Annotated in this window: 7 protein-coding genes; 3 read left to right on the plus strand and 4 right to left on the minus strand. The window is 57.3% G+C overall.

Annotated features, from left to right (window positions below):
- Nucleotides 1–17 precede the first annotated feature (17 nt).
- Complete coding sequence (locus MWU60_RS17170; RefSeq protein WP_247228624.1) at nucleotides 18–3,716, minus strand: DUF4132 domain-containing protein; 3,699 nt, start codon at nucleotides 3,714–3,716, stop codon at nucleotides 18–20.
- A gap of 152 nt (nucleotides 3,717–3,868) precedes the next feature.
- Nucleotides 3,869–7,312: an endonuclease/exonuclease/phosphatase family protein gene (locus MWU60_RS17175; RefSeq protein WP_247228625.1), complete on the minus strand. Its 3,444-nt coding sequence runs from the start codon at nucleotides 7,310–7,312 to the stop codon at nucleotides 3,869–3,871.
- Nucleotides 7,313–7,707: 395 nt separating this feature from the next.
- Here MWU60_RS17175 and MWU60_RS17180 point away from each other — a divergent pair, with 395 nt between their 5' ends.
- Nucleotides 7,708–8,763, plus strand: a complete 1,056-nt coding sequence (locus tag MWU60_RS17180) for a tyrosine-type recombinase/integrase (RefSeq protein WP_247228626.1) — start codon at nucleotides 7,708–7,710, stop codon at nucleotides 8,761–8,763.
- Nucleotides 8,764–8,823: 60 nt separating this feature from the next.
- On the opposite strand, the gene MWU60_RS17185 is transcribed toward MWU60_RS17180, so the two are convergent.
- Both MWU60_RS17185 and MWU60_RS17190 read right to left on the minus strand, forming a co-directional pair.
- Nucleotides 8,824–9,894: a ParB N-terminal domain-containing protein gene (locus tag MWU60_RS17185; protein ID WP_247228627.1), complete on the minus strand. Its 1,071-nt coding sequence runs from the start codon at nucleotides 9,892–9,894 to the stop codon at nucleotides 8,824–8,826.
- Nucleotides 9,891–11,201, minus strand: a complete 1,311-nt coding sequence (locus MWU60_RS17190; RefSeq protein WP_247228628.1) for an AAA family ATPase — start codon at nucleotides 11,199–11,201, stop codon at nucleotides 9,891–9,893. The genes MWU60_RS17185 and MWU60_RS17190 overlap by 4 nt, the downstream gene beginning before the upstream one ends.
- Before the next feature lie 410 nt (nucleotides 11,202–11,611).
- Between MWU60_RS17190 and MWU60_RS17195 the strand changes: the two genes are divergently transcribed.
- Entirely contained in the window at nucleotides 11,612–12,277 is a 666-nt protein-coding gene (locus MWU60_RS17195) for a DnaA N-terminal domain-containing protein (RefSeq protein ID WP_247228629.1), read from the plus strand.
- Between the two features lie 75 nt (nucleotides 12,278–12,352).
- Complete coding sequence (locus tag MWU60_RS17200; RefSeq protein ID WP_247228630.1) at nucleotides 12,353–12,979, plus strand: LysE family translocator; 627 nt, start codon at nucleotides 12,353–12,355, stop codon at nucleotides 12,977–12,979.

Raw genomic sequence — 12,979 nt, forward strand, 5'->3', positions numbered from 1 at the left:
TTTTGAAGCGCTGCAACCTAGTACAGTCCTTTACTTTCCCAATCTGCGTCAAAGGCCCCGGATTTCGCGATCTCATGCAGATCGTTCCAGACCTCTGACAGCAAGAGCGGGGGTACCTTGGCAAGCGTCAAAGCACGCGATGCGCCACCGTCATTCATCTGGGTGAATTGCATGTGTTTGATCGCCGCGGGAATGTCCTCTTCTGATACGTAGCTACCTGTGAAATACAAATCAGCCCAAATTTGGGCACCGCGGAACTCCTTGCGGTAAGCATCAAAGCCACCACCATCGCCAATCGGCGCGCGGTCATAGCCCGCCTTCTTGGCCGCCGCACGCAGCTTGAACGTCGTCATCATCCAGCCTTCGCGGTCGGTCAGTCGTGTGTCGTTCTTTTGTATATCAGTCAAAGCACGCACCGGACGGGACACTTGGGCAAACAATGGTTTGACCTCAAAGTCCTTGAGGTGATCCAACCAAGCCTGTCGATCTTCATCCGGCAGATTGGCGGTATGGGCCACGTCGATCTTGGCTATGCCCGCCATATCAACATCATCCCCAGCGGCATCCAGAACCTCGCCTTCCGGGGTCAGGCGCAGGCCGGTGATCAGGTCACCGTTCGCGTCCAATCCGCGCCAGATCACCCGTTCAATCAACCGCTGCATGATCGGGTGATGCGTCAGATCATCCTGCCAGGTCTGGCGATCCCAGCTGCGCCCGCTGACCATCGCGTCATAAAGTCGGGCCTGTTGCTGGGCTTGCGCGGTCTTGATCGTCTTTTTCGCCGCACTCAGCAGTGCCTTGGCTTCTTTGGTGTTGGCATCCGTGCCAGCGGGGATGGATTTCACTTCCTTGCCTTGCGGATTGAATAGCTTGACACTTAGATCGCTGGCCAGACGCGCGACATAAGGTTTGGCGTCCTCGCCAACCTCCAGCAGCATGGTGCCGTCATCCTCAAACCCGCCGGTAGGCACCGACCGGTCAGCCAGTTCGTCCTGCGTCCAGCCGCGCGCTTCGGCCAGATCGGCCACCAGTTGTTCGGCCAGTTCGCGCACGCTGCGTTGCTTGAACCGGGTGGCTGTCGCGACCAGCACCTGCACCGCATCCTGACTGCCCATCCCATAAAGCGTCTCGACCATTGCTTTGGCCTGCGACACGCGCTTGCCGTGTTGCTTGAGATAGCGGGCAATTGCAGGGCCAGCGGTGGACGGGGTCGCACGATGGGTCAGCGCAAGGATGCCCTTACTATCCGCACCCGAATTGGGATAGCCCGACGCCATGCTGCGCAAATAGATCTCGGTGATCTGTTCCAGCGAATAGCCGACATGCGCCATCCAACTACTTTTTGACGCAATGTCGCGTTTCGCCCGCTCTTCAGCCTTGGCGCGGGCCGCAGGCCCAACAGGCCTGTCGGTGTCATAGCCAATCCAGCTGTTCAAAACCCAGTCGGCCACAGCCGTCACGCTGTCCGGTGTCATCTGATCAAAGTACAACCCAAAAAGCGGCGATCCCAGCGGCGACTTCAGCTTCAGCGCCAGACGCAACCACGCATCCAGAATAACAGGATCAGCCGCAGACCCGTCTGCCCATTGCAGGCGCGGTGCGGTGGACTGTTCCAACCAGGAAAGCTTTGCATCAGGCAGCTTGCCCACAAAGGTCTTGGCCTCTTTCATCAAGGCATCGCGGCCCAGATAGGGCGTCGTATCACCGCCCAGCCGGGCCACGGCTGAAATCAGATCAGCACGGGCGAGTTCCGATTTTTCGGTCTTCAGCCGCTTGACCAAAGCAGGCAGGGCCGCTTTCGCACCGCGATCCGCCAAAAAGCGTGCAGCATTGGCACGCACAGCCTGACGCTTATCGGCCAAAATCGCGATCAACTGGTCATCAATGCCGGGGGCATCCGCCAGCAACTTTTGGGCCGGATCACGCAGGCGGGCCCGGTCGTCGATGGCCACAAACAGCAAAGGCTGGACCAAATCAGCGGGCAAAGAGGGGAAGTCAGCAATGACCTCAAGCGCGCACTGCGCCATGCGCAAATCAGTGCCACGCGGAGGAAGGGCTGCAATCAGTATCGGCAGATGATCCGCCGCAATCTGCCATACGCCCGGCACGAAACCGCGGCCGCCATGGTACCGCCGGGTCGAGATGACGTGCCTGACATAACCCGCTTCGAAATGCTCCGGCTTACGTTCGCCAGCCGGTGTGCTGTATTCAAAACCGACCTTGTTCTGTTTCGCAATCTTGACGACCTGCGCGAAACTGAGGCGGCCATCGGCAATCGCACCCCGTACATAATTTGAAAACGGATCATGCTGCCATTCAAGAACACCCGAAAGGCTTCCTCCGTTTTTGCAAGCCAAATCAATGACACGGCGTAAGGGAATTTGGTCAAGGGCGGCGTCAATGATCGGGCTTACAATGTCGGCATAGCGATTCGCTATCCGTGGCACAGACCAGCGAACATCTGGCGCATCATGGACAACAGGTGTGTTCAACAACTCTTGCCAATGCGGGCCAATCGGTTCCACGACACTCTTTTGCGGCTCTTTGGTTTTCTTACCGTGCTTGATCCAAACTAAGCGTTGCCGCTCGTAATTGTCCTCGGCGGTCTGCCGCATCTTGGCGTCCACCGCGCTGAACTGCGCAAGAAAGCTGTCATCCAGCGGGCTGCTGCCATCATCGACGAGCGGCACATCAGGCGGCAACGGCACATGGGCGCCGCTGGCATCAATATAACCGCTCTCAACGGTCGGCGCTTCTGTCTTGGGGGCACCAACAAACAGTTCCAGCGTGGTCAGGACAGATTGCGATTTCTCATGCTCTTTATGGGCGGCAAGGGCGTCCAACGCCGCAGGGCTACCCACCGTACCAAGGGCCTCGACAGCGAAATGCCGCGCCGTCGCTGTCTTCGCCGCCAGCATCTCTATGGCCAGCGCGGTGACTGCCGCGCCATCATGCTTGGGCAACAAAGCTGCCGCGTTCTTGCGCAAAGTGACCGAGGTTTCATGACCTTGCTGAAACAGAAACGGCAGAAAACCGGGGTCCTTGGTAAAGGGCATCTTCGCCCAACGCTCCAGAACGCTGGCGCGAACCTTTGCATCCTGACGCTCAATGGCCGCGATAAAGGTCACGGTATCAAACTGCGCGCCCATAATGCCTTGGGTTTTTGGATCCAGCGTGATGAAGCGTCCTACGTAGCGGTCCGCAGGAAGGCAATGGAGGATGATATCAATGTCCTGCCCACCCAAAATCTTCACAGCGGCGCGCAGATCATCCCATGTGGTCGGCGTTTCGACAGGTTCACGGTTTGTGGTTCCGCAAAAATGTAGCAAGACACGGACAGCATCAGGGATGCTGGCCAAATGTTCGCTACCCTTGCGGATCGTCAGGCTAAACCCCATCCCCATCGCATGGCGCAGTTCGGCATAGCGCGCCAACGCCTCTGGCTGACCATCAAGGTCATAACAAAGCTGGTTGGTCGCAGTCACAGAGCCGGTATTGGTACGATCGAGATCGTAAGTCTGTTTCGCGCCAACGCTCGCTTGCAGATCAGCCAGCACCTGACGGTCATCGCCCGTCGCCAAATAGACCTTGGCACGGTGCGCCAGCCCGCGTTGCACCGCATCAAGAAACCCGAAGGGCCCGGTGTCAATCGCGGCAGTCTGGCCGGCAGGATATGGGGTGGCGCCTAGAAACTTATTTAGAATACGGCCTAGCAAAATTCTTCACTCCAAACATCTGCGTGCAATACGCGCAGTTTCACGCAAACTTGGGCAAAAATAGGGAAACCACGAACAGGAACGTTGATTTCGCACAATAGGCGGCAGGGTCAACTGCGGGGCAACCACGAGGGCCACCCCGCAATGGCAGTTTAAGCAAAGACGAATGCGTCTTCGACCAGCCGCTCAAAGCCGAAGCCATCCAATGAAAACGCGGTGTCACCCACCGCGCGGATCTGCACCGCATCAAAGGCCGCGCCATCCTGACCCGCGGTAATCGCGCCAGCGCTGGCATCAACCACCTGTGATCCGATCATCATGCCGTCATTCAGGAACAGCACCTCGACGTCGCCATTGCCGCGCAGATCACCAAAGTCAAAGAACGCCTCGGTCGCATCGCCAAAGTCGCCATCCTGCAACTTGAACGACAGCGCTTCATCGTCGTTCACAAGGCCAATCTCGCCGCGAAAGAAGCTGTCGCCACGCGACCATACACCAACCTCACCATCAATGAAGGTCAGTTTCTCGCGTCCCGGCGCCTCGGCAATCAGCCGCACATCGACATCGCGGAATGACACGGCATTCTTGAACAATGACAGCTTGTCAGTATCCACCGCCACCCCATCAATGCTCTCGGTCGCCTTGGTGCCAAAAAGCCCCCTGCTGTCAAAGGCAACAGCCACATCCACCGTATCGGGTGCCACATCACCAATGGTCAGCAGTGCCAGAAGCGGGTCATGGTCACTGCCGCGATCATCGGCATCCGCGAATTCCGAATTCACATGTACGATGTCAAATTGCGCGTCAGCGGCCAATCCATCCGACACCAGAATATGATCAAGGGCCTGGCTATTACCTTGGAAGTTGAAGGTGTACCGTTCATCCTCTGGCAACGTATTGGTCAGGTTCGTCAGCCCCGCATCTTCAAGGCCAGTGACGGGCGACACGAACTCAAACTCGTTAAAGTCACCCACGACAACCACATTCGCCTGCGGGTCAGCGGCAAGTTCATCCGCAACGAACGCCGCCACAGCCTCGGACTGTGCCTGCCGTTCGTCCAGCGATCCGTTGACATCAACATCTTCCTGGCGATCCGCAAAGTCCTGCTCCACACCCAAAATCGGCGCACTGCCGCCCTTGGATGAGAAGTGGTTGTTCACAACGGTCACTTCCTCGCCGTTGAACGCGAAGGTCGCAACCAATGGCAAACGCGCGCCTTCAAAGGCACCACCGGGGTCTTGCGACCCAATCGTCTGAACTGAGCCTTCCACAAGGCTGACCCGGTCCTCTTTATAAAGGAACCCGGTGCGGATATTCCCGCCCGGCTGACCGCCGCTGGCCAGATCGGTGATGAACGTATTGTCGATATAGGCGTAACCGGAACTGTCGTTCATGATCCCATCGTCAGCCATATCAATGGCATCAATCAGGGTTTCAAACGTCAGCGCCGCCGACACAACACCGTCACCGGTTTCACCGCCTGTACTGTCCTGAATTTCCTGCAACCCGATGATATCGGGGCTGCCAAGGTTATTCACGATCTGGTTCGCAATCGTATCGAAACGACCATCGCCCACATCATCATCGACATTGCGTGCCTCACCATTGTTGGTCAGCGCTTGATCCTCAACGATTGGATCAAGGTTCAGGACGTTGTAGCTGGCAATCGTCAACTGGTTCTCGGACCCGGCCAGCGATGTGCTTTCAGGCTCCAGCAATGATGGCTCAACCACCACAATCTGCTCAGTCGGGTTGATCTGGAAGTTACCAAAGTCATAGGACACGACGCCGGTGACATCGTCCAGAACAGCGCCGGTATTCACATCAATCGCATCAAGACCAAAGTCCCAGTCGATCTGGACCTTCTCTGGGTTGAAGTCATCGGGCGAGATGTTCAGCGTGCCGCGATCCGACAGACCGGTCGCGCCTTCGCCGCCATCGACAACAACAAACAGCTCACCAAATCCGCTGGTGCCGGACACCGCCACGGGTTGCGGCGCAGTCACCAACATACCTTCAAGGCTTTCCCAGAAATCAATGCCATCCGTTGTGGGATCAAACGAGGTAAAGTTATCATCCTCGATATTCTCGGACGGCAAAGGTCGCCCATCAGCGCCCAGAATGACGGAAGCAGGCAAAGCGTTCCCGCTGGACAGCACGGTGATCTCAGGATTGCCCCCGATCTGCGTCGTGCTCAGATTACCGCTGCCTTGGCCACCGGGATAGAACTCACTAACGGTACCGCTGACATCCACCGCATCGCCAATGGCCACACCGGGTACACTGCCGGTAAAGACAAAGATCGCGTCCGATGTGGCGATATCGCCGTCACCATCCGGGTCCTGCATATAAAACCCGTTTGAATCGACCGCCGTGACAATCCCGCCGGTGATCACCGGCGCGCTGCCTTGGCCCGTCGAGGGATCAAGCGGGTTGTCACTGATCAGGCCAGAGACATGCCCGGCCCCCTGAATTTCCATGATGGTCAGGCGCGGAGCAGGGATATCAGGATCATTGGTCGATCCGGGCGTATCACCCGCCTGATCACCAAACGGCAGTGGGACAAAATCACCGGTGCCATCCACATCACGGGCCGCACCCGCCGCAGGGAAGTTGCCATCAGCAGGCACAATCGTGTCAGAGTAATTCACATCCGGGTTCGGATCACCATCGACAGCCGACACACTATCAAGGACCGCGTCCCAAGGTGGAGCATCGAAAACACCGTCATCATCAACATCCAGATCATCACCCGCAGCACCCGTGAAACCATCCACGATCAGAAAGCTTTGAGGCGAGCCAAAGAAATCAAGCCCGGCAACCCCGACATCACCCACCCCAAGGTTGGGGTTCTGGTCATTACCAATCAGAACAAAGCCGCCCTCGTCGGCCACAGCACCACTTAGATCAATGGCAAAGTCGATGGTGCCGGGGGCAAACTCGCCCGAGATCACAAGCAGCGTTTTGCCCGCCAGAGACGCGCCGGGATCAGTGAACAGCTCAACAAAGTTCGAGGTGTCATCATCAGGGCTCGGCGACGAAATCCGATACTCATTGATCGCCACAGTCGCCTCTGGCGGAACAACACCCGGTGTCGGGAACGGACTGGGCGCGCTGGCGTTATCCGTCACATCATCCAGCGCATTGGGACCACTGAAGGTCCATGCGGCGGGGTCAAAAATCGGGTTCGGGCCACCATCAACCGGACGCGACGCCCAGCCATCCATGTATTCCCAAACCTCGCCACTGCCGTCGGTGTTCACATCACCAAAGACGTCGACAACAATGTCATTCTCAAACAATTCTATCGCGTCATCACCATTGATGTTGGCCACACCACCTGTGAAATCCGGCGGGAACCCAAAGAAAGCGGTAAAGCTATCGGTCTCGCTTGCGATGTAAATCGTCGTGCCTGCGGGCAAAGGAATGGCTGGAAAGGTAAACTCAACCACCCCACCCCCGTTGCCGTTGTTGGCTGACCCAACGCCATAAACCGAAAGATCGGCAATATCGCTGATGGCGGTAAGCTGAATGGCTTTGGGCAATCCGCCCGAAAGGTCGCCGTCAATAACGCCGGTGATCATCAAATCTGACATGCTATTTCGTCCTTGCAATATGAAGAGAGCGCACACCCCGCCCCCACGGTTGAACAGATCAAGTCTGCGCCGGGATACGCCGCCATTGCAACGGGGAGATGTCAGTTGTGATCCGTTCTCCGCCTAAAGTGGTTGGTTTTTGCGCAACCGCTGGTTTTTCAAACGGTTATCAGGGCCGTCACGTCGGAAGAACGCCCAGCCGACGTATCCCGATCCAGCAGTTACAGGCTTTCAATTTCATTGAAAGAAATTTTGCGCTGATTTCGCATACCATGCATTATTACTGTATTTTGCACATTACTGGGGTGATTCCTAGAACCGAATAACCAAACATGATAAGTTACAGTTATCACGCCTCTTGCTTTTGGTGCGATTCATGCGCAAAAATCACACCTATGACCGATGCCTTAACCGCTTATCAACCCAGCGCCCCCACCATCTCTGACGCCGATCAGGCCGCGCTGACGGATCTCTACATCCGCGGCACGCCCCCCAACACGCTGCGTGCCTATGAACGGGATCTGATCTATATCACCGCATGGGCCAACGCTGCCTTCGACACGGCGCTGATGTGGCCCGAACGCGAGGATGTCGCCCTGCGCTTCATCCTTGACCACAGCCGCAACCTTGCGGATTTACCCGCAGTAGACCCCGCCCGGATCGTCGCGGAAACGCTGATCGGCCAGGGCCTGCGCAAAAGCCTCGCCTGCCCTGCCCCGTCCACGCTGGACCGGCGCATCGCGTCGTGGCGGGCGTTCCACCGGATGAAAAACCTCGCCTCGCCGTTCGAGGCCCCGCTGCTACGCCAGACCCGCGCGAAGGCCCGCAAAGCGGCCGCCAAGCGGACCACGCCCAAGTCCGCCAATCCCATCACCCGCAAGGTGCTGGAGGCCGTGTTGGCGACCTGCGACCACTCCTTGCGGGGCATCCGCGATCGCGCGGTGCTGATGCTGGGCTGGGCCTCGGGCGGACGCCGCCGGTCCGAGATTGCGGGGCTGATGCGCGCCGATGTGGACCTGAAGGATTATGACCGCGATGGGCTGATCTGGATCAACATGATCGCTACTAAAACGACCGCCACAGGCAAGACACCCAAGCTGGTCCTGAAGGGGCGGGCCGCAAAAGCACTGGCCTTCTGGATTGAGATGGCAGGCATTGAAGGCGGCCCCCTGTTCCGACCCATCACGCAAAACGACGACCCCCTAGAGCGCAAACTGTCACCCGACGGCATCTACCAGATCGTGCAAAAGCGGGTCATGCAAGCCGGCTTCCCCAAAGGTTTTGCCACGCCCCACGGGCTGCGTTCCGGCTTCCTGACCCAAGCCGCATTGGACGGCGCGCCGATCCAGGCCGCCATGCGGCTGTCACTGCACCGCAGCCTGGCGCAGGCGCAGAAATACTATGATGATGTCGAGATTACAGAGAACCCAGCGACCGATCTGCTGGGGTAACCCATGGGTTACCTTGGTCGGTCGCGTCAGGCGGGTAACCCATGGGTTACCCTACCCGTGTTAAAGCGAGGTAACCCGTGGGTTACCCTCGCGCAGCGCGCGCTGAAATGCTTCAACAGCATATTCCAACTGGGCTTTTGGCAGCCCCGCAAAGTCGTCATCACAGACGATCCGGCATTCACCCTTGCGCGCGGTAACCTTCATGTCGCCGACATGAAACTCGCGTTTTTCCTTCCGCTCCACCTGCTTGGGCGGCTGCGCCACACTCGGTTTCTTCTCTAGAAATGCAGCCAGGGCAGCCGTCTGTTCCTCAACCGTTGCACAGCCGCGCAAAGCGCCCCGCAGCTTTGCTGCACCCTCAACGGATTTCAGCGCACGCGCGACATCGACACCCAGGTTACGCGACACGGCCTTGGGCCATTTCAGGTCATCTTCCAGCGCAGACAACAGAAACACAAAGCTGCGAATATAGGACCGCTTCATCTTATGCAGTGACCCGTAAAGCCGCAGCACCATCGCGTCAGGGTCCACCTCATCGGTGCCCTCATCCTGTGCGGCAAGGATCGCAACCTGCGCCATCTCGGCAAAGCTGAGGTCTTCGCGCACCACGTTTTCTTCGACCATATCAATATAGCGCGCCAGCCGATCACTTTCGCCCGCCTCGATGCGAGCAATGATTGTCGCGAAGGCATCGTCGCCTGTCTCAGCGAAAAGCTGGGACAAGGCAGTGAACCGCCGCCAGCCTTTCTTCAGCTGCAACTGACCGGCCGCATCACGATAAAGCTCCACCGGTTCTTTCTGGCCACGCTCGCGGATCGAGGCTTTGAGTTCCTCCATCTCGGTCGAAGCCGCGACCGCTTCAAGATCAAGCCGGTCGCGGGGCAAATCTGTTGTCATGACATCGGCCAAAGGCACCGTTGAAAGCACCCTGCCTTCGTCTTGTGCGGTGCGATACGCCTTGGCGTCGGTCGCGTTCTGGCGCCGCTGCTCAACCTTGGCTTCGGTGGTTTCCTGCAGGCTTTCCGCCGCATCCCGCACCGCAGCCCCCATCGGGCCCACATTGCGTTCGCGCGACTTGGGTGCCGCGGGCGTTTCCAGCGGTCCAAAACCGAATTTGTTTTTCGATGTCATTCAGCTGCCTCCACTTTCGTGCTGTCCTGTTCCCAAGACTTCAGCACAGTCGTTTTGAATTCGTTATACGCCCGGTCGAAGCTTTGCCTTGCCCGCTTCCAGGTTTCGCGCGTCATCTGCCGGTAGTCCTGTTCATAGACGCTCATCTGAAAACGGCCCGACTGTTCAACCGCGCGGGTCATCTCAATCGGGTTCAGACAGACATCCGCACCAAAGACATTGCGAAACGCCTCCATCATCGCGATGTGCAGCGGGTTCGTCGTTTCAAACCGTGTCATCAGCAACCGGACATCCATAAATGTCTTGGGCAATGTCAGCCCCGCATCCTCGGCCAACCCGCCAAACCCTTCAGAGATATCCGCCATCGCATCGCCCAACTGCCCTAGATAGCTGGTCGTGCTGTCGTATTCCCAGTAGCCGGGACCGGATGGGATATAGAGAATGTCGGACGCGAAAGCGGCGTTCAGGGATTGGTAGCCAATCGCGGGCGGGCAATCAAAGATGATCAGATCGTACTGATCGTCGGGCAGTTCATCCAGGTATCGCGCGACGCAGCCAAAGAAGCTCCACGCTTTATGCAGGCTGCGGTATTGCGCGCTGGCGAATTCGACAAAGGCTGCGTTGGCGCAAGACGGGATGATGTCGATCGTTGGCCAGCAGGTTGGCTGGATGAAGTCCTGAAACCGCTGCGCGCCGATGGATTGCACGTCTTCCGGCAATTCGTTGGAGGACGGATAGGGGCAGTCGTCAGGGTCGTCATAGCTTTCGGTGATCCGATCCGCTTCGCGGCACAGATCGCGGCACATAATGCCCCAGACCGTGTTCCATTCCTTGACCTCAACAATGCCCATCGAATGGGTCAGCGTCGCCTGCGGGTCAAAATCGATACACAGCACGCGGTAGCCATCAAGGGCCGCAGCGTTTGCCAGATGTTGCGCGACAACTGTTTTACCAACGCCACCTTTAAAGTTACTGACCGCCACGCGCACAGCACGGCCTTTGGGGCGTTTGGGCAGCAGTGACTTGCCGCGAAACTTGATCCGGCGGCGCAGTTCATTGATCTCATCCAGACTGAACCAACGCTGGCGCCCATCATCCTCTGTCACGCCCTGAGGCAGCGAGGGATCATCAGCGAGTTTCTTGCGCAGCGTGTCTGCGGGGACATCGAACATGAACTGGCTGATTTCCCAGATCGAGAAAGGACGAAGGGTTTTCACCTCACCCGGAGAGAAGGTCGCGCGGCGCACAGCGGCCTGCTGTGTCAGGCTGCGCTCGTTCATGGCTTGAAGGTCGGAATGCGTTCTCATGGTGTGCTCTTGTTTTTTCCTGCTACCTGCTGAATAACGGGAAATGAGGAAAACTGCAAAACGCTATTTTGGAAATTCCTGTTTTTCGGCAAAGTCCGGGCTTTTAAGGCCGAAACGACATAATCTGCGCTGTATTTGGTGACATAAAAATACGATACCACGCGATATGGTGACATGAAGTGCCAAATAAGGTGACATAGGGCGTGTCCCCCTTAACCATATAAACCTTATTCATAATCTTTAGACTGATTTGGTTACTTTTCTCGTTCTTACCCGCTTGTTGACAGAAAACGGGAATTCGTGTCTTGATCGAGCCTAAGCAGAATCGGCGATAACAGCCGGCGCTTGAGGCAAGACAGTGAGACGTCAACATGGATGCAAAGCGGTTGACTGGCGTCAAAGCCAGTTCCTTGAAATACGACCTATTGACGGCTTTGACTGTCGCAGGGCTGCATCTTGATGCACGTCACCAGATTTCAACCGCACGGCTGACCTTATTGATTACCGCGCGCTACAATTGGCGCTTGGATGAATTTTGCGTCGGGCAACGCGATCTGGCCCGGATGTGGAATGTCACTGAACGGACCGTCAAACGCGAGATCAAGTATTGGTTGGAGAAGCGGATTGTCATCTGCAAACGGCAGGGGGTGCGCGGCAAGGTAGGGGCCTACCGTCTGAACTATGCCGAGATTTACCGGCTATCCGCGCCGTACTGGCAAAGCGTCGGGCCAGATTTTCAGGAACGGATGACCGAGACCCATCCGGTGAAAGAGGCCAAAGTCGTTGCCGTTGATTTTCGCAACAAGGGGACCACACCACAGGATCCTGTTGCGCAAAAGGACACGACCACATGGCGTGCAGCGTGCCAGCGGATGAAAGATCTGCACCCGGAACACTATCGCAATTGGATTGCCTTGCTGTCCTTTGGGTCCGATGATCAAGAGACACTTGCGCTGACGGCGCATAACACCTTTGTCGCCCATTACATCCAGACCCACCTGATGCCGATCCTGCATGAAGCGGTTGAGGCGACATTGGGACCGCGCCGTCGTATCCGTATCACTGTGCTGACGTGACGGGCGCAGGACAACTGCCCGGTTTGCGGAAATGCAGTGTAGCACGTTCCCGAATTCGCCCTTACGCTTCTTGATATGGTCGATCTTGAAACACTGTTGCTGTTTATCCCCATTGCGCTTGCTCTCAATCTGACGCCGGGCGCGGATATGCTGTTCTGTCTGGGCCAAGGTACGAAGTCGGGCCCCAAAGCGGGAAGCGCCGCTGCATTGGGCATAGCGACTGGTTCGTTTATTCATGCGTTTGTGGGCGGTATGGGACTTGCGGCCATCATTGCAGCGAACCCGGTAGCGTTTGAGGTCATCCGTTGGGCCGGTGTCGGCTATCTCCTTTTTCTGGCGCTCAAAGCTTTTACGTCCCCGATTGACGCTTTGAAGCCAGAGGTGCTTGGGGCGTCCCGAAGTTGGCAAGCATGGAAAGATGGCGTTCTCGTCTGCCTTCTTAACCCCAAAGTTGCGATTTTCATGCTCGCCCTCGTGCCGCAATTTGTCGATCCGGACAAAGGGTCCGTCCTTCTTCAGTTTCTTATTTTCGGCACGATCCTGAATGTCGGTGGAACGGTTATCAACGCATTGATCGGTATCTTCGCGGGCGGCATCGGGCGCTTTTTGGCCCGCAACGCAAAGGCTGCAAGCTGCCTGCAATATCTGACAGGGCTGGTTTTTGTGGGGCTGGCGGCCAAGCTGGCGTTTGACCGGCGTTGA

This window comes from Yoonia sp. F2084L, from assembly GCF_023015625.1.
Classification (GTDB): domain Bacteria; phylum Pseudomonadota; class Alphaproteobacteria; order Rhodobacterales; family Rhodobacteraceae; genus Yoonia.

What these genes read in the sequence shown, in the direction of transcription:
- MWU60_RS17175 (WP_247228625.1), bottom strand. Translation starts at nt 7,312, where the DNA reads ATGTCAGATTTGATGATCACCGGCGTTATTGACGGCGACCTTTCGGGC.
- MWU60_RS17180 (WP_247228626.1), top strand. Translation starts at nt 7,708, where the DNA reads ATGACCGATGCCTTAACCGCTTATCAACCCAGCGCCCCCACCATCTCT.
- MWU60_RS17185 (WP_247228627.1), bottom strand. Translation starts at nt 9,894, where the DNA reads ATGACATCGAAAAACAAATTCGGTTTTGGACCGCTGGAAACGCCCGCG.
- MWU60_RS17190 (WP_247228628.1), bottom strand. Translation starts at nt 11,201, where the DNA reads ATGAGAACGCATTCCGACCTTCAAGCCATGAACGAGCGCAGCCTGACA.
- MWU60_RS17200 (WP_247228630.1), top strand. Translation starts at nt 12,353, where the DNA reads ATGGTCGATCTTGAAACACTGTTGCTGTTTATCCCCATTGCGCTTGCT.